General features: G+C 60.4%; 20 protein-coding genes. 10 read left to right on the plus strand and 10 right to left on the minus strand.

The window, feature by feature from the left end; all coding sequences use genetic code 11:
• The first annotated feature begins 100 nt into the window (after positions 1 to 100).
• A complete protein-coding gene (locus VNZ65_RS11230) occupies positions 101 to 1,606 on the plus strand; it encodes a transglycosylase SLT domain-containing protein (protein ID WP_325668953.1) in 1,506 nt (501 codons plus the stop codon).
• A 225-nt stretch (positions 1,607 to 1,831) separates the two neighbouring features.
• Positions 1,832 to 2,614: an enoyl-ACP reductase FabI gene (gene fabI / locus VNZ65_RS11235; protein ID WP_061941998.1), complete on the plus strand. Its 783-nt coding sequence runs from the start codon at positions 1,832 to 1,834 to the stop codon at positions 2,612 to 2,614.
• Between the two features lie 100 nt (positions 2,615 to 2,714).
• On the opposite strand, the gene VNZ65_RS11240 is transcribed toward fabI, so the two are convergent.
• Complete coding sequence (locus VNZ65_RS11240; protein ID WP_325668955.1) at positions 2,715 to 3,245, minus strand: OmpA family protein; 531 nt, start codon at positions 3,243 to 3,245, stop codon at positions 2,715 to 2,717.
• A 505-nt stretch (positions 3,246 to 3,750) separates the two neighbouring features.
• On the opposite strand from VNZ65_RS11240, the gene VNZ65_RS11245 reads away from it, so the two are divergent.
• Positions 3,751 to 5,160 (plus strand): DEAD/DEAH box helicase, encoded by a 1,410-nt coding sequence (locus VNZ65_RS11245; protein ID WP_061942001.1) that lies wholly within the window; start codon positions 3,751 to 3,753, stop codon positions 5,158 to 5,160.
• Between the two features lie 101 nt (positions 5,161 to 5,261).
• Here VNZ65_RS11245 and VNZ65_RS11250 read toward each other — a convergent pair whose 3' ends face one another.
• The 7 genes from VNZ65_RS11250 to edd all read right to left on the minus strand — a co-directional run bounded on the left by VNZ65_RS11250 (position 5,262) and on the right by edd (position 12,872).
• A complete protein-coding gene (locus VNZ65_RS11250; RefSeq protein ID WP_325668957.1) occupies positions 5,262 to 6,125 on the minus strand; it encodes a DMT family transporter in 864 nt (287 codons plus the stop codon).
• Between the two features lie 169 nt (positions 6,126 to 6,294).
• The gene (locus tag VNZ65_RS11255) at positions 6,295 to 7,425 is read right to left on the minus strand and encodes an ABC transporter ATP-binding protein (protein ID WP_325668958.1); all 1,131 of its coding nucleotides are present in this window, start codon (positions 7,423 to 7,425) and stop codon (positions 6,295 to 6,297) included.
• On the minus strand, positions 7,422 to 8,075 hold the full coding sequence (locus VNZ65_RS11260) for an ABC transporter permease (RefSeq protein WP_325668960.1): 654 nt from the start codon (positions 8,073 to 8,075) through the stop codon (positions 7,422 to 7,424). Before VNZ65_RS11260 ends, VNZ65_RS11255 begins: the two co-directional genes overlap by 4 nt.
• 10 nt (positions 8,076 to 8,085) lie before the next feature.
• The gene (locus VNZ65_RS11265) at positions 8,086 to 9,000 is read right to left on the minus strand and encodes a glycine betaine ABC transporter substrate-binding protein (RefSeq protein ID WP_325668962.1); all 915 of its coding nucleotides are present in this window, start codon (positions 8,998 to 9,000) and stop codon (positions 8,086 to 8,088) included.
• 29 nt (positions 9,001 to 9,029) lie between these two features.
• Complete coding sequence (locus VNZ65_RS11270; RefSeq protein ID WP_414649101.1) at positions 9,030 to 9,722, minus strand: ABC transporter permease; 693 nt, start codon at positions 9,720 to 9,722, stop codon at positions 9,030 to 9,032.
• A gap of 607 nt (positions 9,723 to 10,329) precedes the next feature.
• A complete protein-coding gene (locus tag VNZ65_RS11275; protein ID WP_325668966.1) occupies positions 10,330 to 10,986 on the minus strand; it encodes a bifunctional 4-hydroxy-2-oxoglutarate aldolase/2-dehydro-3-deoxy-phosphogluconate aldolase in 657 nt (218 codons plus the stop codon).
• Entirely contained in the window at positions 10,983 to 12,872 is a 1,890-nt protein-coding gene (gene edd / locus VNZ65_RS11280; protein ID WP_325668967.1) for a phosphogluconate dehydratase, read from the minus strand. Before edd ends, VNZ65_RS11275 begins: the two co-directional genes overlap by 4 nt.
• Positions 12,873 to 13,195: 323 nt before the next feature.
• On the opposite strand from edd, the gene pgi reads away from it, so the two are divergent.
• The 7 genes from pgi to VNZ65_RS11315 all read left to right on the plus strand — a co-directional run bounded on the left by pgi (position 13,196) and on the right by VNZ65_RS11315 (position 21,902).
• Positions 13,196 to 14,854: a glucose-6-phosphate isomerase gene (gene pgi / locus VNZ65_RS11285; protein WP_325668969.1), complete on the plus strand. Its 1,659-nt coding sequence runs from the start codon at positions 13,196 to 13,198 to the stop codon at positions 14,852 to 14,854.
• Positions 14,855 to 14,970: 116 nt separating this feature from the next.
• Positions 14,971 to 16,443 carry a glucose-6-phosphate dehydrogenase gene (gene zwf / locus VNZ65_RS11290; protein WP_325668971.1) on the plus strand — a complete coding sequence of 491 codons (1,473 nt, stop codon included), beginning with the start codon at positions 14,971 to 14,973 and terminating at the stop codon, positions 16,441 to 16,443.
• A gap of 15 nt (positions 16,444 to 16,458) precedes the next feature.
• Positions 16,459 to 17,313, plus strand: coding sequence for an SIS domain-containing protein (locus VNZ65_RS11295; RefSeq protein ID WP_061946325.1), 855 nt, complete (start codon positions 16,459 to 16,461; stop codon positions 17,311 to 17,313).
• Between the two features lie 50 nt (positions 17,314 to 17,363).
• The gene (locus tag VNZ65_RS11300; protein ID WP_325668973.1) at positions 17,364 to 18,584 is read left to right on the plus strand and encodes an AGE family epimerase/isomerase; all 1,221 of its coding nucleotides are present in this window, start codon (positions 17,364 to 17,366) and stop codon (positions 18,582 to 18,584) included.
• A 51-nt stretch (positions 18,585 to 18,635) separates the two neighbouring features.
• Complete coding sequence (locus VNZ65_RS11305) at positions 18,636 to 19,583, plus strand: carbohydrate kinase (protein WP_325668975.1); 948 nt, start codon at positions 18,636 to 18,638, stop codon at positions 19,581 to 19,583.
• A gap of 400 nt (positions 19,584 to 19,983) precedes the next feature.
• Positions 19,984 to 21,114, plus strand: a complete 1,131-nt coding sequence (locus VNZ65_RS11310; protein WP_325668977.1) for a porin — start codon at positions 19,984 to 19,986, stop codon at positions 21,112 to 21,114.
• A gap of 260 nt (positions 21,115 to 21,374) precedes the next feature.
• Complete coding sequence (locus tag VNZ65_RS11315; RefSeq protein WP_325668979.1) at positions 21,375 to 21,902, plus strand: cytochrome b; 528 nt, start codon at positions 21,375 to 21,377, stop codon at positions 21,900 to 21,902.
• Positions 21,903 to 21,954: 52 nt separating this feature from the next.
• Here VNZ65_RS11315 and VNZ65_RS11320 read toward each other — a convergent pair whose 3' ends face one another.
• Together VNZ65_RS11320 and zwf (VNZ65_RS11325) are read right to left on the minus strand one after the other, a co-directional pair.
• Positions 21,955 to 23,922 (minus strand): glucokinase, encoded by a 1,968-nt coding sequence (locus VNZ65_RS11320; RefSeq protein WP_414649102.1) that lies wholly within the window; start codon positions 23,920 to 23,922, stop codon positions 21,955 to 21,957.
• 134 nt (positions 23,923 to 24,056) lie between these two features.
• Positions 24,057 to 25,065: glucose-6-phosphate dehydrogenase (zwf, locus tag VNZ65_RS11325; RefSeq protein WP_325668983.1), on the minus strand; the 1,009-nt coding region annotated here is incomplete at its 5' end.

Genomic DNA, 25,065 nt, shown 5'->3' on the forward strand with positions numbered 1-25,065 from the left:
ACAGTGCAATTTCTGCTTGACGGGAGAAAACCGCCTTACGTACACTGCGTCTAATCCATTATTACCGGTCTATGACATTCCGGTCACATAAATTGAACCCATGTACCAGCTAAAACTCAAGACCTTCGCCTTTGCCGCGCTCGCTTTTTTCGGCACTCCGCTCTTGGCTCAAGCCAACGACATTTCCATCTACACCCCCACTTTCAGCCTGATCGACCCGAACGACCCCAGCGCCGGCATGCTTGGCATGGAGCAAGTCGACATCTGGGCGCGCATCCGCAAGGGTTTCGGCATCCCCGACCTGGATAACCAGCAGGTGGTCAACCAGACCGATTTCTATAGCGCCCGGCCGGATTATTTTGAGCGCACCACCCTGCGCGCCTCGCCCTATCTGTTTCACGTAGTGCAAGAGCTGGAAAAACGCGGCATGCCGACCGAGCTGGCGCTGCTGCCGTTCATCGAATCCTCGTTCAATCCGCAAGCCTATTCCAGCGCCAAGGCGGCTGGCATGTGGCAGTTCGTGCCGTCCACCGGGCGCGACTACAATCTCAAGCAAAACATGTTCAAGGATGAGCGCCGCGATGTCCTGGCCTCGACCGATGCCGCGCTGACCTATCTGCAGAAACTGTACGGCATGTTCGGCGACTGGCAACTGGCGCTGGCTGCCTATAACTGGGGCGAAGGCTCGGTGCAGCGCGCCATCAACAAGAACCAGGCGGCCGGCCTGCCGACCGACTTCAACAGCCTGGCGCCGCTGATGCCGGCCGAAACCCGCAACTACGTCCCCAAGCTGCAAGCGGTCAAGAACATCGTCGCGGCGCCGGACATGTATAACATCGCACTGCCGAAGATCGACAACCAGCCTTACTTCGTCACCATCGGCAAGACCCGCGACATCGACGTCAAGGTCGCCGCGCAGCTGGCGGAATTATCGCTGGACGAATTCAAGGCGCTCAACCCGCAGTTCAACCGCCCGGTCATCATCGGCAGCTCCGACACCAAGATCCTGCTGCCGGAAAGCAATGCCGAGAAATTCAAGAATAACCTGACCAAGTGGACCCACACACTGTCTTCCTGGACCTCGCACACTGTCGGCAGCGCGCGCGAGCGGATTGAAACCATCGCCGCCAAGTTCGACACCACGCCGGCCGTGATCCGCGAAGTCAACCATATTCCACCTAGAATGCTGCTGAAAGCCGGCTCCACCATCCTGGTGCCTAAAACCGAAGAAGCCAACAGCGACATCACCGCTGAAGTCGCCGACAACGCCACCATGGCGGTGACGCCGGATGCGCCGGAAAGCCGCCGCATCTACGTCAAGGTCGGCAAGCGCGACACGCTGGCCTCGATTGCAGCGCGCTATCGCGTCAGCGTCAGCCAGGTGAAAGCCTGGAACGGCTTGCATCACGACGGCGTCAGCCGCGGCCAGAGCCTGCAGCTGCAGGTGCCCAACCGCATGCTGGCGTCCAGCTCGGGCAGCAAGAAAGCCGGCCATAATGTGCGTTATCACACGGCCGTCGCCAGTCGCAGCAGCAAAAACAAGGTGGCGGTGAAGAAGAACGGCAAGCCGGTGGTCCTGGCGTCGTCACGCGGCTCGCGCAGCTGATACTTATCTCCGGCGTCGCTGTCAAAAGACCCCTGCCGCTGGCCCGCCAGCGCCACGGGTCTTTTTTAAAATCACCAGAATTATCAAAAAGGCATTGCGGGACTGGTTAGCGGCATGGTTGCCCTCCGCTCGCCGAACCCCTACAATCTTGCCCTGTTCGCCAAGAACCTCAAGCACACAACACCAAGCGCCCCACTGCAAGCGGCGCGCATATCTGGAGTCAATATGGCATTCCTGCAAGGCAAAAAAATCCTGATCACCGGTTTGCTGTCCAACCGTTCGATCGCTTATGGCATCGCACAAGCCTGCAAACGCGAAGGCGCCGAACTGGCGTTCACCTACGTCGGCGAGCGCTTCAAGGAACGGATTACCAATTTTGCGAAAGAATTCGACAGTGAATTGATTTTCGACTGCGACGTCGGCAGCGATGAGCAGATCAATGCCCTGTTTGCCGACCTCGGCAAATCCTGGGATCACCTGGACGGCCTGGTGCACGCCATCGGCTTCGCCCCGGCCGACGCTATCGCCGGCGATTTCCTGGACGGCCTGTCGCGCGAAGGATTCAAGATCGCGCATGACATTTCCGCCTACAGCTTCCCGGCCATGGCAAAAGCGGCGATTCCGCTGCTGCGCCCGAATTCGGCGCTGCTGACCTTGACTTATCTCGGTTCGGAGCGCGTGGTTCCCAACTACAACACCATGGGTCTGGCCAAGGCCTCGCTGGAAGCCAGCGTGCGTTACCTGGCCGGTTCCCTGGGGCCGAAGGGCATCCGCGTCAACGGCATTTCAGCCGGACCGATCAAGACCCTGGCCGCCAGCGGCATCAAGGGCTTCGGCAAGATCCTGGGCTTCGTCGCCGAGCACGCGCCGCTGCGCCGCAACGTGACAGTGGAAGACGTCGGCAATGCTTCGGCCTTCCTGCTGTCGGACCTGGCTAGCGGCATCACCGGCGAAATCACCTATGTCGACGGCGGCTTCTCGCACGTGGTGGGCGGTATCGCCGAGTAATCCTCTGGCAATCGGCAGCCTCGCAGGACTGCGAGGCCGAAAAAAAGCCCGGCAAAGCATGCCGGGCTTTTTTACTTTTACCTGTACTGCGCCGTCAGTTTTACTGATGCACAGTGACTTCCACCCGGCGGGCATCGGCATCGTTGCCGCCCAGCGAGACTTGCGGCTTGTCCAGCACGACCCGGCTTTCTTCCACGCCGGCAGCGACCAGTACCGCGCGCACGGCCTTGGCGCGTTCTTTCGACACTTCAGCGTTAACCTCAGCGTTGCCACTGGCGTCATGGTAGCCGGAGACGGCGACCGTTGCGGCGCTGTTGGCCTTCAGGTACATGGCGATAGGAGCAACATCGGTGGCGGCGCTCGCCGGCACTTCGGACTTGCCGGTTTCAAAGAAGATCTTGACTGCGGCAGGAACGCCCGCCGCAGCCTGCTCAGTACTCGCGGCAACATTAGCGACAGTAGGCGCAACAGCATTCTGGGGCGCCGAGACCGTTGCCGCCGGCTGGCTGCCGCTCTTGCCCGCGGTCAGGCCGAAGTAGCCTGCCAGCAATAGCACTGCCACCACCACCACGCCGACGATGGCCCAGACTATCCCCAATGCTGCCTTTTGTTCGCTATCGTTATTTTCCATGCAAGCACTCCTGTTGTTGATTAATAAATATTAAATTGTATCCGAATCCGCAAATACCCAGAACGCGCCGCCAACAAACAACGATATGGCGACAAATCAACTACATATTCCCGGCATTTGCAGGAATATGCTGCACCAAGTCTGAAAGTATTGTATGATTCTGTGCTGCGTTGCAATAACGAGCGCAGACAGTGCACTGCTTCACGATCATATCCAGTTTCTGGTGCTCTGTAAAAACCTGCTGTAAAAAAATAATATGTAGCTGCGCAAGCCTAGGCGTGTCCTGATCTTTATAGGACATCGCATTGTAAAAGCCCTCCCGCCTTGTGTGTCGATCCTGACACCGTCCCGGCGCAAAGCTTTTGTGCCGAAATTTCTTTGTATTTGTCTCTTAGTCATTTCGTTGGTTGGCGTTGCTTTTTTGCGTTCGCTGCATTCATCGCCTGGTCGATAGTTTGCGCGATTATTTGTAGCTTATGACGCTGCACTTTACGAAAGAAGAAAAATGACTTTTGAATCACTTGGCCTCCACACGTCCGTTATCAAAGCACTGACCGAGGCTGGCTACACCAAGCCGACTAGCGTTCAAGAACAAGCTATCCCTGCCGCAATCGAAGGCCGTGACCTGCTGGTTTCCTCGCAAACCGGCTCCGGCAAGACTGCAGCATTCATGCTGCCTGCGCTGCACAAATTCGCTTCCGAGCAACAAGCTGCCCCTGCGCCTGCTGCCGGCAAGACCCCTAATCAAGAAATGCAAGCCTCCCGTTCACGCGGCGAGCGTCCACGTTTCAAGCCGGCACAGCCTAAGATGCTGGTATTGACACCGACCCGCGAACTGGCTTTGCAAGTAACTACCGCGACCGACAAGTACGGTTCGCACATGAAGCGCGTCAAGGCGATCTCGATCCTGGGCGGCATGCCTTACCCTAAGCAGATGCAACTGCTGGCCAAGAACCCGGAAATCCTGGTTGCCACGCCTGGCCGTCTGATCGACCACATGGAATCGGGCAAGATCGATTTCTCGCAGCTGCAGATTCTGGTGCTGGATGAAGCTGACCGCATGCTGGACATGGGCTTCATCGACGACATCGAAAAGATCGTTGACGCAACTCCTGAGTCGCGTCAAACCATGCTGTTCTCGGCTACCCTGGACGGCGTGGTCGGCAACATGGCAAAGCGCATCACCAAGAACCCGATGATCATCCAGATCGCCGGTTCCGCCACCAAGCACGAAAACATTCAACAGAAGGTTCACTTCGTTGACGATCTGTCGCACAAGAATCGCCTGCTGGACCATCTGCTGCGTGACGTCACCATGGACCAGGCAGTTGTGTTTACCGCTACCAAGCGTGATGCCGACACTATCGCCGACCGTCTGAACATCGCTGGTTTCGCTGCCGCTGCCCTGCATGGCGACATGCACCAAGGCGCGCGTAACCGCACCCTGGACAGCCTGCGTCGCGGTCAAGTCCGTGTGCTGGTTGCTACCGACGTCGCCGCCCGCGGTATCGACGTTCCTGCAATCACCCACGTCTTCAACTACGACCTGCCGAAATTCCCGGAAGACTACGTCCACCGCATCGGCCGTACCGGCCGTGCCGGCCGTAACGGTGTTGCCGTGTCGCTGGTGAACCATGCTGAAGGCGTCAACGTCAAGCGTATCGAACGTTTCACCAAGCAACTGATCCCGGTCGATGTGGTTGAAGGTTTCGAACCAAAGCGTTCGGCTTCGGCTCCGCGCTCGAACCACAAACCAGGCGGCTGGAAACCAGGCGACAACCGTGGCGGCGCAAAGCCGGGCGGCCGTACTTTCAGCAAGCCAGGTGCAGCACCACGCAAAGAAGGCGGCGGCGGTGGCTACAAGGGCAACCGTTCCAACGACAGCGGCGCACGTCGCTCGTTTGGCGATCGTTAATCAGCCAGACAAGCCGGCGGTCGCATGACCGCCGCGCAATAAATAAAAAGGCCACTGGATTCCAGTGGCCTTTTTCATTGGCTCTTCAATATCGATATCGCTCAGGTAGTCCAGCCCAGCACCACCGCCCCGGCGGCAATCACCGCACATGACAAGAGCCGGCGCGCGGTCAGGGCTTCGCCCAGGAAAATGCGGGCGATCAATGCCGCAAACAGCACCGAGGTTTCGCGCAAGGCCGACACCGGCCCCATCGGCGCCAGCGTGATCGCCCAGATCACGATGCCATAAGCCAGCAGCGACATCACGCCGCCGCCCAGCGCATTCCAGCTGGCGCGGGTATTCAGCGCCAACGGCAGCCGGCCGTGCAGCGACAGGTAAATCACCAGCAGGGGCAAGCCATCCAGCAGGAACATCCAGCCGGCGTAGGAGGCGGCGCTGCCGGCCAGGCGTGAACCGAGGCCGTCGACGATGGTATAGCCGGCAATGAACACGCCTGTTGTAAATGCCGACAAGGGTGCATCCCATTGGCGGTAGCCGCCAGCGGTGTTGCCGTTGCGTTTGAATTTGATCTGCGCCAGGCTGACGATGCCTGCCGAAATCAGGGCGACGCCGATCAGGGTCAGGGTCCCCAGCTGTTCGCCGGCAAAGAATGCCGCTCCCAGCGACACCAGCAACGGCGAGGAGCCGCGCGCGATCGGATAAGACTGGCCGAAATCGCCGGCCCGGTAAGCGCGCACCAGGAACAGGTTGTAGCCGGCATGCAGCGCCACCGACATCAGGATATAAGGCCAGCTGGCCGCCGCCGGCAACGGCGCCCACAGTACGATGGGCAAGGCGGCCACCGCTGAGCCTATGGTCATCAGGGTGATGGCCCACAGGCGGTCGCCGCTGCTTTTCAGCATGGCGTTCCAGGAAGCATGCAGCAAGGCTGCACACAACACCAAAGCAATCACGCCAGCCGTCATGCGCTTGCCCCACTAATGTACCAAAGCATAGATTTATATGACGGCGTTGGGTGGAAAAGCCGTCTATTGTAAATGCTGAGCAGAGTTCGCGCCGCAGGGTGGCCAGATTTTATTGCCCACGCGCTGCCGCCACCAGGGCCGGCGGCACATCACACGTGACGCGTGGGCATTACATGCCCACCCTACTGCGCGTACGGCCGGAACTGAGATAGTCAGCGATCGAATCCTGGGTAACTTCGCCCAGGTAGCTGTTGTCCTGGTCGATCACCGGCATCCAGCTGGTGCTGTGCTTGTACATCTTGGACAGCACCACGCGCAGGTTTTCATCGGGCGTGGCGCTCACCGTAAACGGCTTCATCTTGTCGATGCAGGCGCCCTGCGCGCCGCGCGCATCGCGCCGCGCCACATAGCCCAGCGCATGGTTGGCGGCATTCGTCACCGTCACGTAGCGATAGTCGTTATCATCCATGACGCCGTAGGCCGATGCCAGGCTGGCGTCTTCCAGCACGGTGGCCGAATTAGCGGCGGCATCGCCGGCGCGCACCAGCAGCAGGCGCTTCAAGGTCGCGTCCTGGCCGACAAAAGAGGCGACGAATTCATCCTTGGGCCGCGCCAGCAAGGTATCCGGATGATCCACCTGCACCAGCTTGCCGGCGCGGAAAATGGCGATCTTGTCGCCCAGCTTGATGGCTTCGTCGATATCGTGGCTGACCATGATGACGGTCTTGTTGAGCGCCCGCTGCATCTGGAAAAATTCATTCTGTATCGATTCGCGGTTGATCGGATCGACCGCGCCGAACGGCTCATCCATCAACAGCACCGGCGGATCGGCCGCCAGCGCCCGGATCACGCCGATGCGCTGCTGCTGGCCACCCGACATCTCGCGCGGATAGCGGCTCAGGAAGCGCTTCGGATCGAGCGCGACCATCGCCATCAGTTCGGTGGCGCGCTCATGGCAGCGCTTCTTGTCCCAGCCCAGCAGGCGCGGCACCACGGTAATGTTTTCTTCGATGGTCATGTTGGGAAACAGGCCGACCTGCTGGATCACATAGCCGATCTGGCGCCGCAAGCTGACTTCATCGATGCCGGTGGTGTCTTCGCCGTTCAGCAGCACGCGGCCGGACGTCGGCGTGATCAGGCGGTTGATCATTTTCAGAGTGGTGGTCTTGCCGCAGCCGGATGGTCCCAGGAAGACGCAGATCTCGCCTTCGGCAACCGTCAGGTCAACCTGATCCACGGCTTTGACCTTGGCGCCGTCTTTTTGTGTGAATACTTTACTGAGCTGGTCGAGTTGAATCATGATTTTTGCATTCCTTTCGGTGTAAGCAGGCGCTGCAGCCACTGCAGCAGCAGGTCGGCGGCAATCGCCAGCAAGCTGATCAGGACCGCGCCGATAACGAGTTTTTGCATATTGCTCTGGCTGATGGCGTGCAGGATCAGCACACCCAGGCCGCCGGCGCCGATGATCGCGGCCACCGCCATCACGCCGATATTCATCACCACCGCGGTGCGGACGCCGCCCAGGATCACCGGCACCGACAAGGGCAGATCGACCAGGCGCAAGCGCTGCCAGAAGGTCATGCCGATGCCGATGCCGGCTTCCTTGATGCCGTGTTCGATGCCGTCCAGCGCCAGGTAGGTATTGCGCATGATCGGCAGCAGCGAGTACAGGAACACCGCGGTGATCGCCGGCAGCGGCCCCAGGCCTTGGCCGAAGCGCGAAAACAGCGGGATCATCAGGCCGAACAAGGCAATCGACGGCAAGGTCAGGATCACGGTCGCCAGGCCCATCAGCGGACTGGCCAGCCAGCGATGGCGGATCATGACGATGCCGAGCGGCACGCCGATCAGGATCGCCAGGCCCACCGCTATGCCGACCAGCATCAGATGCTGGATGGTGAGGTGCAGGATTTCGGGCCAGGCGCTTAACAGGTAGTTATAAAATGTCATTGCGCGCCTCTCATATCAAGCCTTCGGCGCGCAGGAAATCCGCGGCTACCTGGGCGATCGGCAACTGGTCGATATCCACTTTCTTATTCATCTCGGTCATCTTGGCGGTATCGATCCTGGCCGACAATGCGTCCAGCTGTTCAGCCAGATGCGGATTGGCGTCGAGGATTTCCTTGCGCACGATCGGCGTGGCGCTGTAGAACGGGAAGAAGCCCTTGCTGTCTTCCAGCAGCTTCAGGTTGAATCCTTGCACCCGGCCGTCGGAGGAATAAGTCAGGCCGACATTCAGCTGGTCGTTATGCAAGGCCGTGTACACCAGGCCGGCGTCCATCTGCTTCACTTCGCTGCGATCGAAGGCAAAGCCATACAGCGCTTGCAGCGGCTCCAGGCCGTCAGGGCGCGAAGCGAATTCAAAATCGACCCCGATCAGGTATTTTTTATCCGGATCCTGCTGGTGGCTCTGGTTGATCTTGCTGGCCAGGTCCTCGATCGTGTTCAGCCCCTCTTCCTCGGCGCGCTTTTGCGGCACCGCCAGGGCGTAGGTATTATTCAAGGCCGACGGCTTGAGCCAGATCAGGTTGCGGGCGGCATCGAGTTGCTTGACGCGCTCATAGGACTGCTCCTGGTCCAGCTTTTCATCGATCTTGTTATAGACGATCAACGCCGTGCCGGTGTAGTCCCAGACGATATCGATCTGGCCGCTTTCCAGCGCCTGGCGCATGATGGTGGTGCCGAGGCCGTTCTTGAGATCGACGGTGTAGCCTTTGGCGCTCAGGTATTGCTGGGTCATCGACGACAGGATCAGTTGCTCCGTGAAGTTCTTGCCGCCCACCACCAGGTCGCCGGCGCCGGCCGGCGCCATGAAGCTCAGTGTCACGGCCAGCAGCGCAGCAATGCGCGATGCGGCTTGAGATAGATTTTGCATATGGTTTTTCCTTGTCCGGTTGAGGTGGATCAGCGCAACAGTCCGCGCTTGCTCAGATAAGCATTGCTGCCCAGCGAGACGATCGCATCCAGCAGCAAGGCCAGCACCGCGGTGGCGGTGGCACCCAGCAGCAATTGCCCCTGGTTGTTCAGATAAATGCCGGGAAAGATCAGGCCGCCCAGGCTTTCGCCGCCGATCAGGATCGACAAGGGCGCGGTGCCGACGATGATCGCCAGCGCGGTGCGGACGCCACCGACGATGATCGGCAAGGCATTCGGCAGTTCGACCCGGAACAGCACCTGCAGCGGCTTCATGCCGATGCCCTTGGCTGCCTCTTTCATGGACGGCGATACCAGCTTCAAGCCTTCATAGGTATTGCGCACTATGGGCAGCAGCGCCGCCAGCCACAAGGCGATGATGGCCGGCTTGTCGCCGATGCCGAACAAGGCCAGCGCCAGCGCCAGCACCGCCATGGAAGGAATGGTGTTGCCGATATTGAAGAGCTGCATCCATTTTTCGGCGTGCCGGGCAAAGTACGGCCGGCTCAGCAGGATGCCGGCGGGGATGCCGCACAGCAGCGACAATGACAGCGACCATCCCACCAGCACCAGGTGGCGCCCGGTGTAGTAGATCAGGTCGCCCTGATATTGGCGGATCACTGCGGGGCCAATCGACCAGCCAATTGCAGCCACCACCAGAACGGTGACGACAGCGCCTATCATGGCGTTGCGATAGCGATTTGTCATGCTTTCTCCCTTCCATAAGCATGGCCGGAAAAAGTCTGCGGCGTGCAAGGGCCTGGCCCGTGACCGCGAATCCGACTTTGTCTGGCGATGCATATTGAATGACCACCGAGCACGTACCGGAATAGCCGGAACCTGTCAGCGCGACAAACAAACAATTTTTTATGATCCCGTCCGGTCTTCCCGCAGGGAGGACATTGAACGAGCCGACTACCGCATGGGGCGGTACAGAATGCGAGGATGAATTCCCCGACGCTTGATGAAACTCCGGCGCTGCCGAAGCATGAGACAACCCGCTGACGCGAGCCACGAAACCCAAAAATGTGCTGTTGAGAAAGCACGATGTTGTTGAGAGCCGATCATTATAACAACTTCTCTTGATGACGTCCAGTAATGTGACTTGCAAAAGCTATTACCGGAATGTCTGAAGGCCAGAGTAACATGCCTTTTTGCTACTGAATATAGGATTAATCTGAGAAGAAATGCGGTGAAATACTTATTTGCAGGGAAGATGGCGCGCAGGCCGGGTCGATCAGGCCGGCATGGCAGAAAAACCATGCGGGCCTGCTCAGAGGAGGAAATACGGTCAGAGCACCTTGCGCAACTTGCTGGCGGCGGCAGCCAGGGCGGTAATGCGAGCCCAGTCGCCGGCCTTCAGCAAGTCCTTCGGCGTCAGCCAGGAACCACCGACGCAAGCGACGTTTTTACAAGCCAGGAAATCCGGCGCCGTTTCCAGCGAAATGCCGCCGGTCGGGCAGAAAGTGACGTCGCCCAGAGGGCCGGCAATCGCGTTCAGCATGCCGACGCCGCCGGCCGGCACCGCCGGGAACAGCTTCAGCTGGCGGAAACCTGCTTCGCGCGCCGCCATCACTTCGGACGGCGTCATGACGCCAGGCAGCAGCGGCAAGCCGCTGGATTTGGCGGCGGCGATCAGCGCTGGCGTCAGTCCAGGAGAGACGCCAAACACCGCGCCAGCGTCGCGCGCGGCGACGAATTCATCGGCCTGGGTCAGCGTGCCGACGCCGACGATCGCGCCCGGCACCTGCTCGGCAATCGCACGGATAGCCGGCAAGCCGTGCACGGTGCGCAAAGTCACTTCCAGCACGCGGATGCCCCCTGCCACCAGCGCCTTGGCCAGCGGCACTGCATATTCGATGTCGTCGATAGCGATCACCGGGATCACCGGCGACGCCCGCATGATGTCTAACAGCTGATTACCGTACAAGAGATTTGAGGATGTCATAGCGTTGCTTTCTGTGGTTGTTCTGAATGCGCCGACTCTGCGGCTTCTGTCGATGTCGGCATTGCAGGCGGCAGACCGAAGCAGGTAGCGCCCTCTTCCGCCGCGCTGACCGTGGTGCGGAACATGGCAAACAGCTCGCGTCCCATGCCGACATGGTTGGCTGACAGGTCAGTTGCCTGCGGCTGGCGCTGCGCCCATTCTTCGGCCGGCACCAAGGCTTCCAGTATACCTTTCTCGGCGTCGAGGCGGATCATGTCGCCGTTGCGCACCAGGCCCAGCGGGCCGCCAGCCAGCACTTCCGGTGTGACGTGGATCGCCGCCGGCACCTTGCCGGAAGCGCCCGACATGCGGCCGTCGGTGACCAGCGCGACGTGGCGGCCGGCATCTTGCAGGATACCGAGCGCCGGCGTCAGCGCGTGCAGTTCCGGCATGCCGTTAGCGCGCGGTCCCTGGTGGCTCAGCACGGCGATGAAATCGCGGTCCAGCTCGCCGGCGCGGAAGGCGGCCATGAAGGCTTCTTGCGAATGGAAGACGATGGCCGGCGCCTGCACCACCCAGTGCTGCTGCTTGACGGCGGAAATCTTGATCACCGAACGGCCCAGGTTACCCGACAGCAGGCGCAAGCCGCCATCCGCCGAGAACGGCGCGCTGGCGGTGCGCAGCACGGAGTCGTCGCCGCTCTTTTCGGGAGCCGGTTTGAACACTACCGTATCGCCCTGCAGGAACGGTTCGGCGCAATGGGCGCGCAAGCTGTCGCCGAGGATGGTTTTGACATCTTCATGCATCAGGCCGGCATCCAGCAGTTCGCGGATCACGAAGCCGGTGCCCCCGGCAGCGTGGAAATGATTGACGTCGGCATCGCCGTTGGGATAGATGCGGGTCACCAGCGGCACCACGGCCGACAGGGCGTCGAAATCGTTCCAGTCGATGACGATGCCGGCCGCCTTGGCGATCGCCACCAGGTGCAAGGTGTGATTGGTGGAGCCGCCGGTCGCCAGCAAGGTGACGATGGCGTTGACGATGCTTTTCTCGCTGACGACATGGCCGACCGGCAGGTACTGGTTGCCGCGATCGGTGATGCGCAAGGCCTGGCGCGCGGCTTCCGCGGTCAGGGCTTCGCGCAGCGGCGTGTTAGGCGTGATGAAAGCCGAGCCCGGCAGATGCAGGCCGAGCGCTTCCATCAGCATCTGGTTGCTGTTGGCGGTACCGTAAAAAGTACAGGTGCCGGCGCTATGGTAGGACTGCGCTTCCGCCTCCAGCAATTCAGCGCGGCCGACCTTGCCTTCCGCGTAGAGCTGGCGGATGCGCACTTTCTCCTTGTTGCTCATGCCGCTGGTCATCGGGCCGCCGGGAATGAACACGGCCGGCAAGTGGCCGAAATGCAGGGCGCCGATCAGCAGGCCGGGCACGATCTTGTCGCAGATGCCGAGATAGACCGCGGCGTCGAACATATTGTGCGACAACGCAATCGCAGTCGCCATGGCGATTGCGTCGCGCGAAAACAGGGACAGTTCCATGCCCGGCTGGCCTTGCGTCACGCCGTCGCACATGGCGGGCGTGCCGCCGGCAAACTGGGCGACGCCGCCGGCGGCGCGCACTGCTTCCTTGATAATCTGCGGATAATGCTCGAACGGCTGATGCGCCGACAGCATGTCATTGTAGGAAGATACAATCGCAATCGATGAACTTTTGTCCTGTTTCAGTTTCAACTTATCATTGACTGGAAAGGCGGCAAAACCGTGTGCAAGGTTGGTGCAGGACAGCGCGCCGCGCTGCACATCCTGGCGGCGCGCATGCTCCAGGCGCGCCAGGTAGGCGCTGCGGTAAGGCTGGCTGCGTGCAACAATACGTTCGGTGACTTTGGCTACGCTGGCTTGAACAGACATGATGAAAATCCTTGAAACAGTAGACGAATTGAAATTTTACTACAAAATATCGGTTCGCCGTTAATTTGCAAACCCATTCCCGCTTCCGTTGTGATTTTTGAAAGTGGGCCGTATCTGCAGGAAACCGCGAGTCCCGCCTCACAATGAGCAATAACAGCGACGCTGAAACGGACGAAGCGGCAATCGGGAAACATCGCGCTCAGACAACGAAAGACAAGCGAAAGATAAGGCAGTTTCAGCAAACTACAAAATAATTTGTAGTGAAATTACCGTCGACGTTGTATAGTCGTATAAATTCCTGACTTACCATGAAGATTCCGGATATGCCACAGACAGCGCTTAATACTACCGCCAGCTTCCAAGCCTTGCACGATCATTACGCCAGCGTCAAAGAACGGCCGCTGCGCGAACTGTTCGCCGCCAGCCCGTCCCGCTTCGAACAGTTCTCGCTCAGGGCTGCCGGCTTATTCCTGGATTACGCAAAAAACAACGTCACCGCGGACACCATGGCGCACTTGTTTGCCCTGGCGCGTGAGCGCCAGGTCGAAAGCCGGCGCGCGGCCATGTTCGCCGGCGAAAAGATCAACACCACCGAACAGCGCGCCGTACTGCATACCGCCCTGCGCGCGCCCGCCCTGCCGGCGCTGGTGGTCGACGGCCAGCAAGTCAGCGCCGATATCCATGCCGTGCTACAGAGAATTCAGACTTTCACGATCGCAGTTCGTTCCGGCGCCTGGCTGGGATATACCGGCAAGCGGATCACCGATATCGTCAACATCGGCATCGGCGGCTCCGACCTCGGTCCCAAGATGGTGTGCCAGGCGCTGCGTCCTTACCAGCAGGATGGCTTGCACTTGCATTTCGTCTCCAATGTGGATGGCGACGACCTCGACGCTGTACTGCAGCAAGTCGATCCGCAAACGACGCTGTTCGTGATCGCCTCGAAAACCTTCACCACAGCGGAAACCATGATGAACGCGCACTCTGCGCGCAACTGGTTCCTGCAAAACGGCGCCGCCGCCAGCGAGTCCGACCTGGCCAGGCATTTCGCCGCGGTCTCCACCAATGTCGAAGGCGTCACTGCATTCGGCATCGATGCGGACAATATGTTCCCGTTCTGGGACTGGGTTGGCGGCCGCTACTCGGTGTGGTCGTCGATCGGCCTGTCGGTGGCGCTGGCAGTCGGTTTCGAGCATTTCAGCGAATTCCTGGCCGGCGCCCATGCCATGGACCAGCACTTCCAGAGCGCGCCGCTGGAACAGAACATGCCGGTGATCATGGCCTTGCTGGGCATCTGGTACCGCGACTTCTTCGACTATCGCTCAGTCTCGATTGCACCTTACCACCAGGACCTGGGCAATTTCCCGTCCTACCTGCAACAGCTGGAAATGGAAAGCAACGGCAAGCGCGTCACACTGGACGGCAGCACGCAGGCAGTGGCGACCTGCCCAATCATCTGGGGCAATGTCGGCACCAATGGCCAGCATGCGTATTTCCAGCTGCTGCATCAAGGCAGCGACATCACGCCGGTCGACTTCATCGCTACCCTGCACGCCAGCCACCAACTGCCGGGCCACCAGGCTGCGCTGCTGGCGAACTGCTTCGCGCAATCGGAAGCTTTCATGCGCGGCAAAAGCGCGGATGAAGTGCAGGCCGAGATGCAAGCCAAGGGCATGCCGGCAGAACAGATCGCCGCCCTGCTGCCGCACCGCACCTTCCCCGGCAACCGTCCCAGCAACACCATCCTGATGGATGCGCTGACGCCCGCCAGCCTGGGTGCGCTGATCGCCTTGTATGAACACAAGGTATTCGTGCAAGGCGTCATCTGGGACGTCAACAGCTTCGATCAATGGGGCGTCGAGCTGGGCAAGGTCCTGGCCAGCAACATCCTTGGCGAACTGACCGGGACGTCGGCGCAGCAGAGCCATAGCCATGACAGCTCGACCAACGGCTTGATTGCGCTGGCGCGCGCAGCGCTCTAGTCTGCCGGATGCAGACAGTGCAATTGCAATTTAATATCTCACTTACTTAGTTTCACTTAATTAGCTGGGGATAACAGGCCACCGCGTGGCGGCCGGCTGTCCCGCAAAGGAAAACAATGGCTCTCGCAGAATTTGATTTGGCAATCTTTGGCGGCACCGGCGACCTGGCAATGCGTAAATTGCTGCCGGCGATGTATGCGCGCGACCGCGCCAACGACTTGCCGCCGGATGCTCGCATCCTGTGCATCGGCCGGCATGACAGCAGCGACGCCGACTTCCTCAAGCATGTGGAACAGGACGCCAGGCCGCATATCAGCAAGGAAAGCTTCAACGCTGCCGTCTGGGCGCGCTTCTGCCAGCGCATCAAGTATGTCGGCATGGACGCCACCGATGCCTCGTCCTACAAAGCGCTGGTGGAAGCCATGCGGCCCGACCACGCCATCACCAATGTGTTTTACCTGGCGACCCCGCCCAGCCTGTTCTCGAAAATCTGCAAGAACCTGGCTACCAGCGGTCTGGCCACGTCGAATTCGCGGGTAGTGCTGGAAAAGCCGCTCGGCCGCGACCTCGCCAGCGCCAAGCAGATCAACGCCGAAGTCGGCCAGGTGTTTGCCGAATCGCAGATTTTCCGCATCGACCACTACCTCGGTAAAGAGACCGTGCAAAACCTGCTGGCGCTGCGGTTTGGCAATGTGCTGTTCGAACCGCTGTGGCGCCGCGAATGGATTTCCGATGTCCAGATCACCATCGCCGAAGAACTCGGCGTCGGCAACCGCATGGGCTACTACGAAACTTCCGGCGCCTTGCGCGACATGCTGCAAAACCATCTGCTGCAGCTGCTATGCATTGTCGCCATGGAACCGCCGGTATCGATCACGCCGGATGCAGTACGCGACGAAAAGCTCAAGGTGCTGCGCTCGCTGAAGCGCTTCACGCCCACCACGCTGGCGCAAAACGTGGTGCGCGGACAATATCGCTCCGGCCACGTCGAAGGCGTCGCCGTACCCGGCTATCGCAAAGAAGCAGATGCCAATCCGCATTCGCGTACCGAAACCTTTGTCGCGCTGAAAGCCGAAGTCGACACCTGGCGCTGGGCCGGCGTGCCGTTTTACCTGCGCACCGGCAAACGTATGGCCGATTCGCTGGCGGAAATCGTGATCCGCTTCAAGACCATTCCGCATTCGATCTTTGCCCAGCCGAACAGCAGCTTCGAGCCTAACTGCCTGGTGATCCGCCTGCAGCCGGACGAAGGCCTGACCTTGAACCTGATGGCGAAGACCCCGGGCGACGGCATGCGCCTCAAGCCGGTCGAGCTGGAACTGAATTTCCGCGAGAGTTTCAAATCGCCCCGCATGGAAGCCTACGAGCGCCTGCTGCTGGACGTCTTGCGCGGCCAGCTGACCCTGTTCATGCGCAGCGACGAACTGGAAGCGGCTTGGGAATGGGTCGAGCCTATCCTGGAATTCTGGGACCAGGAAGAAGACGATCCGATTCCTTACACCGCCGGCACCTGGGGCCCGGCGGCGGCCAGCGCCCTGATTGCGCGCGACGGTCTGCAATGGCGCGAAGAAGCGCTGCCAGAGCTATAAGGACCCGGCATGACAATGCTGCTGGACGCGATCAAGACCCAGATCGACCTGCTCTCGAAGTCGGAGAAAAAGGTCGCCCTGACCATTCTCGACAACCCGCAGCTGGCGCTGGCGGAAAACATCACCGCACTGGCGAAAAATGCGCAGGTATCGGAACCGACGGTGGTGCGCTTCTGCCGCGCCATCGGCTATGAAGGCTGGCACGACTTCAAGCTGAAACTGGCGCAGAGCCTGGCGGTGGCGCTGCCGGGCGCCAACGAAATGCTGGCGCAGGACGATATCGCCGCCGACCTGGTCAACAAGATCTGCAGCCGTTCCATCAACACCCTGCTCGACCTGCGCAACCATCTGAGCGCCGACGCCATCCAGAAAGCGCTGGACGTCCTGCTCAAGGCCAACAAGATCGAATTCTATGGCCAGGGTACTTCGGGGATAGTCGCGGCCGACGCCCAGCATAAATTTTTCCGTTCCGGCGTTCCTACCGTCGCCTACTCCGATCCGCATATCCACAGTATCGCCGCCTCGTTGCTGCAGCCGGGCGATGCGGTGGTCGCCATCTCGCAGCGCGGCGGCAATGCTGCCTTGCTGCGTAGCGTGCAACTGGCCAAGAAGGGCGGCGCCGACATCATCGTACTGGGACCGAGCGGCACGCCGCTGGCGGAACTGGCGACGGTGCTGGTGCCGATCGACCTCAGTTTCAACATCGACCCGTATACGCCGATCTCGGCGCGGCTCGCGCACCTGGTCGTGATCGATATCCTGGCGGTCGGCCTGGCGCTCAAGCGCGGTCCGGAATTCCGCAAGAAAATGCAGAATGCGCAAAAAGCCCTGCAACAGTTCGACATGCAATTCGACTCGTTTTTCCGCTGACGGCTTGCCAGGCCGGCCGTCGCCTGTATTGACCTATAAAAACTACAAACATGAGACCAGCTCCTTCCACGCCCGATTACCGCGACCCGGAATTCCTGCGCGACCGCATGCGGCGCGACATCGCCTTTTTCCACCCGCGTGCGATCGATCCGAACGGCGGCTTCTTCCATTACCTGAACGATGACGGCAGCGTCTACAACAGCGCCAGCCGTCACCTGGTCAACAGCAGCCGCATGGTGTTCTGCTATGCGCTGGCCTGGCGCCTCGAGCGCAAGGAAGAATACCGCGATGCTGCGCGCCATGGCCTGCGCTTCCTGCAGCAACGGCATTGGCAGCCGTCGTACGGCGGTTATGCCTGGGTGCTGGAAAACGGCTTGCCGGCAGACCGCACCCAGCATTGCTACGGCCTGGCCTTCGTCCTGCTGGCGCATGCCCATGCGGCGCACATCGGCATCGGCGAGGCGGTTGAGGGCATCGCCGCTACTTTTGAATTGATGGAAAAACTGTTCTGGTCGGAAGCCGATGGCTTGTACGCTGACGAGGCCACGCCCGAGGGCGTAGTGTCGACGTATCGCGGCCAGAACGCCAACATGCATAGCTGCGAAGCCTTGATCGCCGCCTTTGAAGCCACCGGTGAACGGCGCTATCTGCTGCGCGCCGAACTGCTGGCGCACAACATCACTGTGCGCCAGGCTGCCATGGCGGACGGCTGGATCTGGGAGCACTATCACGCTGACTGGAGCATCGACTGGGAATACAACCGGCATGACAGCAGCAACATGTTCCGCCCCTGGGGCTTCCAGCCCGGCCACATGACCGAATGGACCAAGCTGCTGTTGCTGCTGGAACGCCATGCCCGGCATTTGCAAGGCGATGCCGGCTGGCTGCTGCCGCGTGCGCGGGCGCTGTTCGATGTCACCATGCCGGCCGCCTGGGACCAGCAATCCGGCGGCCTGGTGTACGGCCTGGCGCCGGACGGCAGCGTATGCGACGGCGACAAGTATTTCTGGGTGCAAGCCGAATCGCTGGCGACAGCCGCCCTGCTGGCCGCGCGCAGCGGCGACACCGCCTACTGGGACAGCTACCAGAAATTATGGGCCTATAGCGACGCACACCTGATCGACCAGGAACGCGGCGGCTGGTATCGCATCCTGCAGCGCGACAACCGGCGCTACGGTCCGGAAAAGCCGCCGCACGGCAAGACCGACTTCTATCATCCGATGGGCGCCTATCTGGAAGCATTGGCGGCTGTCGGCAGCCCGCTCGAATAAGCCACATAAATAAGCTACATAAATCACACTTCACATTGCATGGATGCCGTCATGTCTGAAACAAACAAACCCGCCCGCCCCCTGCCCCAGTTCGTCAGCGCCGGTGAAGCACTCACCGATCTGATACGGGTCGGCGCCGACCAATGGCTGAGCAAGACCGGCGGCTCAACCTGGAACGTGGCGCGCGCCGCCGCCAGCCTCGGCGTGCCTTCCGCATTTGCCGGCGCCATCAGCCAGGACTGGTTCGGCGACGAACTGTACGCCGCCAGCCAGGCTGGCCAACTCGACCTGCGCTTCCTGCAGCGCGCCGCGCGCTCGCCCTTGCTGGCGATCGTCTATGAAACCACGCCGCCGCAATACAATTTCATCGGCGACAACAGCGCCGACCTCGCCTTCGATGCTGCCCTGCTGCCTGACGGCTGGCAGCAGGCGGCGCAATGGGTGCATTTCGGTGGCATCAGCCTGACCCGCGCGCCGCTGGCAGGACAACTGATCGAGCTGGCCGAAGACCTGCACAGCCGCGGCGTCAAGATCAGCTACGATCCCAATTTCCGCAACGTGATGGACCAGCGCTACGACAGCGTGCTGAAAAAAATGGCGCAGCTGGCAGATGTCATCAAGGTCTCGGACGAAGACCTGGCCGGCCTGTTCCGCAGCGACGATACCGAAGCCGCCCTGGCCACCCTGCGCGGTTTCAACCCCTCCGCCACTGTGCTGTTGACGCTGGGCTCGAAGGGCGCCGCCATCCACGCCGGCGCCGAATACTGGCAGGTAGCGCCGCCGCCGATCACGGTGGTCGATACCGTGGGCGCCGGCGACGCCGGCATCGCCGGGCTCATCTACTCCCTGATCCAGGAATCCGCCACGGCTCCCGGCGCCAGCCCCGACTGGCTGCTACATCTGCGATTTTCGGTTGCCTGCGGCTCAGCCGCTTGCCTGAATGCCGGCGCCAAGCCGCCGCAACTGGCGCAGGTCCATGCCTTGCTGGAGCGGGTCTAGGTGCATGCTGGCGCGTCCGCGGCTTGCCCGGGCGCGCATAAATGTATCAAAATTACTTGTAGTAAAAATACAGTAAAAAACATTTCCACAAGAAAACAAATAAATTAATCACCGAATCCGGGCACTCCTGATAGGCCATCCGCTGCCACAACTCGCCGCTGTGCGCATGAGCAATTAAATAGTGCTGTAAATTAGCAACAGAAATATAGTAAAACTACACAAATAAAACAAAAATTTCATAAATCGGTTTACCATCAATACCAATAAAGAAATCGGCATTAACTGAACGCAAAGTACAGCACCAAGGTACACGCACTAACCAAAGTCCGATTCAAGAATTTCGAGCAACACAAGACTCGGAAAGCAGTGGTCAACGCCACATTTTTACTTAGGAGATGAAATGAGAAAATCTGTTCTGAAAGCCAAGCCGCTCGCGGTTGCCGCTGTCCTGGCATGCGCCTTCGCCGGCCAGGCCCAAGCGCAAACCAATGTGACCATCTACGGCCGCGTTGACGCAGGCATCAACTACCAAAGCAATCAAGTCCAGAAAAATGCAGACGGCAGCTTCACCCGCGGCGGCCAATGGGGTGTCGGCGGCAACGAATGGGGCACCAGCATGTTCGGCTTCAAGGGCACCGAAGATCTGGGTGGCGGCTTGAAAGCGCTGTTCACATTGGAAAACGGTTTTGACTCCAGCACTGGTAGCGTCAACGGCGGTTCGAGCCGTCTGTGGTCACGCCGCTCTTATGTTGGCTTGAACGGCGGTTTCGGTACCGTGAAAATCGGCCGCGACCTGGCGCTGCCAAGCGACCGCGTATGGAGCATCGATCCGACCGGCCAACAGAACGTCAGTACTTCGACTTTGTTCAAAGGCCGCAACTGGCCGCAAACCAGCAACCAGATCCAGTACATCACACCTGACACCATGGGCGGCCTGTATGTCCACGCCATGTATGGCGCCGGCGAAGCCGCAGGCTCCTTTACAAAGGGCCCGACTGGTTCCGGAAGCGGCAACACCACCGGTCTCGCAGTTGGTTTCGTACAGCCAAACTATGAGTTGCTGGCAATGTATGACGCAGCACGTGATGACAACGGTAGTTACGACAGCTTGTTTCAGCACTCCAAGGAAATCACCGTCGGCGGCAACGTGACCTTCGGTCCAGCGAAACTGTTCGCTGGCTGGCAAAACATTTCGGCGCCGGCGCAAGACATTTCTACGGCGGCTGCAGGAAGTATGGCTTCAGCCAACAAAGCCAATCAATTCTGGCTCGGCGCCAACTACCAGTTGACTCCAGCCCTGACACTGATCGGCGCGGCTTACCACGTCAAGCTTAACCACGACGTCGGCAGCGCAAACGTGTTCATGCTGGGCACCAACTACAGCTTGTCCAAGCGCACTCTGCTGTACGCAAGCGTCGGCACCGTCCGCAATGGTTCGAATACGGACTTCCAAGTGCAAACTGGCGACAGCACAGGCTTGGTTGGACAGAACCAAAGCACGTTCTATACTGGTATCAGCCACTCGTTCTAAAGACGGCAAGCGTTGTTGGCGCGCCGCTTGAGCTCGGCGCGCCGATCATTCTTGTCAGTACTGCCTTGTAGTGCTTGCTGCGAAGAGTGGCATTAGTGAAAGACGTCCCTGGGTAACTCCCAGACTTTGCCCATTCGCGTGCGAATGGGCATTTTTTGTGGGCGACAGCTTTATCCCTGCCTGGCGATCGTCAGGCGGCATTGTTTTTGACTATCCCGTGTGCCAGAATCAGCGCTAGCATATTCCATAGAACGGCGACCATGTCACCCCTTCCCCCGCAAGAACGTTTCTCACGGCCGGCAATCCTGTTGCACTGGGCTATTTTCCTGTTGGTTGCGCTGGCCTACCTGGCGATTGAAATGCGCGGCCCCAAGGGCAGCGACTCGCGCGCATTCTGGACTGCAACCCATTTCTGGGCCGGCTGCAGCGTGCTGATGCTGTCAGTTGTGCGCGTCGCCTGGCGCAGCTATCAATCGCCGCCGGCGCCGCTGGCGGATCTGCCGGTCCTGCAATTTCTGTCCAAGGCTGCGCATCTGGCGCTATATATATTCATTATCGCCCAGCCCATACTCGGCATCCTGACCGTCAACCTCGCCGGCCATCCGGTCAACCTGGCAGGACTGGGCTCATTCACGGTCATCGGCCCCGATCATGATCTGGCCAAATCGATGAAGGCTATCCACGAGACGCTGGGAAATGTCTTTTACTGGGTGATCGGCTTGCATGCCCTGGCGGCGCTATGGCACCACTTTGTCAAACGCGACAATACCTTGCGCCGCATCATCTAGGGAGGCATCGCCGGCCTCTTTCAAGAAAAAGGTCCGGCAGCCGCATTGCCATTTATTTGATGTGCGAAATTACGTTTGGCGACAAGGTCACTTCCTGGTTGCCGCGCGCCGATTGCGCCGATTTGCCGTCGCCTTCAGCGGCGATCTTGTCGCTGTCCGACTCGCCCAGCGAGGCGATATGGGTCAGGATGCCGCGCTTGGCCTGGCGCTGCAGTTCGGCGAACGGACTGGAACGGTTGAGCGAGACGCCGACCGCCAGCACATCGATCAGCAGCAGCAACAGGATGCGCGACACCATCGGGATATGCATCATGCTGCTTTCATCATGCTCGACCGCCAGCGTGTAATGGGCACGCTTGGCCAGCTGCGAATTGCTTGGCGCCAGCGCAATGATGGTGGCGCCGGAATGCACTGCCACCTCCACTGCCGGCGCCAGGTGGCGCAGGCGCCCCGAATTCGAGATCACCACTACCACATCGCTGCTTTTCAGCATGGCGGCCGAGACTTCTTGCAACTGCGGGTCGGTATAGGCCGACGATGGGATGCCGAGGCGGAAGAATTTTTGCTGCGCATCTTCCGCCACCAGGCCGCAGCTGCCGAAGCCGTAGAATTCGATGCGGCTGGCCTGGCTAAGCACCTCGATCACGCGCGACAAGGTATCGGCGTTCAGGTTATCGCGTACCTCCATCATCGCGGAAATGGTGTTGTCGACTACTTTCACACCGACATCCAGCGACGAATCGCCGACATGCACCTGGCTATGCGCAACAGGCACCGTGCCGGTGACGCCCGAGGCCAGCTTCAGCTTGAAATCGGCCAGGCCCTGGCAGCCCATGGTGCGGCAGAAACGGATCACAGTCGGCTGGCTGACATCGGCGCGGCGCGCGATTTCTGAAATCGGCTCGCTCATCACGGCGCGCGGATGCGCCAGGATCAGGCTGGCGACTTTCTGCTCAGCAGGCGAAAACTGGTCGCGCGCCTTGCGGATTTTTTCCAGGATAGGCACTGCGTTGCCGCCGCCCAGGTGCTCGGAAAGGATCGCGGCGACGCCGACAAACGCCGGATACGGAGCGGTAATGACAAAGGTCGGGATTTTCGCCAGATAGCTGCTGAAGCGCCCCTTGTTTTCAAAGCGGGCGCGAAACGGCGAACGCGCAAAATATTCGCCCAGGCGCGGCACCACGCCGCCGCCGATGTACAAGCCACCCAAAGTGCCAAGGGTGACGGCAACGTCGGCCGCAACCGTGCCCAGCATGGCGCAGAAGCACTCCACCACTTCCATGCACAAACCATCCTGGCCTTGCAAGGCGCGCTCGACGATTTGTGCAGTCTGCAGGGGCTCAGGCTTGGCGATGCCTTGCATCTCGGCCAAGGCCTGATAGATCATTTCGATGCCGGGGCCGGACACCAGCCGCTCGGCCGAAACGTGGGAATAGGTGCGCCAGCAGTAGGCCAGCACCGCCGCCTCGCGCGCATCGCCAGGGGCGAAGGTGACGTGGCCGCCTTCGCTGCCGAGCGCAATCCATCGTCCTTCGGTAGGAATCAGGCCGCCGACGCCGAGCCCGGTGCCGGCGCCGACCAGTCCGACCACGCCGCCGCTGAGCGCCCTGCCGCCGCCGATCTGCACGCAATGCGCTTGCTCCAGATGCGGCAAAGACATCGACAGCGCGGTGAAGTCGTTGACCACCAGCAGCGTATCCAGGTTCAGACGGCGCCGTGTGCTTTCGATCGAGAAGGCCCAATTGTGATTGGTCATCTTGATGTCGTCGCCCTGCACCGGATTGGCGATCGCGATGGCGGCATGGCGCACCTGCGCATGAGCGCCCTGCGCCGCACTGTAAGCCAGGTAGGTTTCTACCGCCTGCGCGAACTCGGCATAATCGGCGCAGCGCAAGGTCTGAATCGTGTCGATCTGGCCCGGTGCACGCTCCAGCGCAAAGCGCGCGTTGGTGCCGCCGACATCTGCCAGCAGACGCGGACCATCCAGATAGCTAGTCGCCGAAATATCGCTAGCACTCATGATCGTGGATGAAGACATGGTGTAAAACTTTCACTTGAATACTGATACTGTTAGTAGGACGAGGCGGCGGCAGGCTGCCTCGTTTCTAATTTTATTTCTCAATCCGTCAGAATCTTCAATCAGAATCCGGTTTTTCAGCGGTCTTCCGGCCATTGGGCCCCGGCCCGCTCCATCATGGCAAACGATGCCGTCGGCCCCCAGCTGCCGGCCATGTACGGCTTGGGCGCGGCGCTGCTGGTCTGCCAGTGGCGCTGCAAGGGTTCGACCCAGCGCCAGGCGGCTTCCTGCTCGTCGCGCCGCACGAACAACGATAAATTGCCGCGGATGGCATCGACCAGCAAGCGCTCGTAGGCTTCTGCCCGGCGCTGCTTGAATGCCTGGTCGAACGCCAGGTCGAGCGCCACCGGCTGCACCGTCATGCCGTCGCCCGGCTGTTTCGCCAGGCAATGCAGCTGGATCGATTCGTCCGGCTGCAGACGGATCACCAGGCGATTGCTGCTGGCGCCGGCCTGGCCGCCCGGCATCGGCAGGATCGCGTGCGGGATAGGCCTGAAAGTAATGATGATTTCCGCGGTGCGATGCGCCAGGCGCTTGCCGGTGCGCAGGAAAAACGGCACTCCGGCCCAGCGCCAGTTGTTGATTTCGGCATGCAGGGCCACGAACGTCTCGGTCTGCGACTGCGGCGCCACACCCGGCTCTTGCCGATAGCCGGTGACCGACTGCCCGTCCACTGCGCCGGATACATACTGGCCGCGCACCGCTTTCAGCTCCATATCCTCTGGCGAGAACGGCTTAAGGGCGCGCAACACCCGCAATTTCTCGTCGCGCACCGCATCGGCGTCCATCGACGTCGGCGGTTCCATCGCCACCATGCACAATAATTGCAGCAGATGGTTCTGCACCATGTCGCGCAGGGCGCCGGTGCCTTCATAAAAATCGCCGCGGCCTTCGACGCCCAGCTGCTCGGCGATCGTCAGCTGCACATGGGCCACCGACTCGCGCCGCCACAAAGGCTCAAACAGCGAATTGGCAAAGCGCAGGGCCAGCAGGTTTTGCACCGCTTCCTTGCCCAGGTAGTGATCGATGCGGTAAATCTGTTCTTCGGCAAACACGCGCGCCACCGCATCGTTGATGGCGCGTGAC

Source organism: Collimonas sp. (assembly GCF_035566555.1).
Classification (GTDB): domain Bacteria; phylum Pseudomonadota; class Gammaproteobacteria; order Burkholderiales; family Burkholderiaceae_D; genus Collimonas.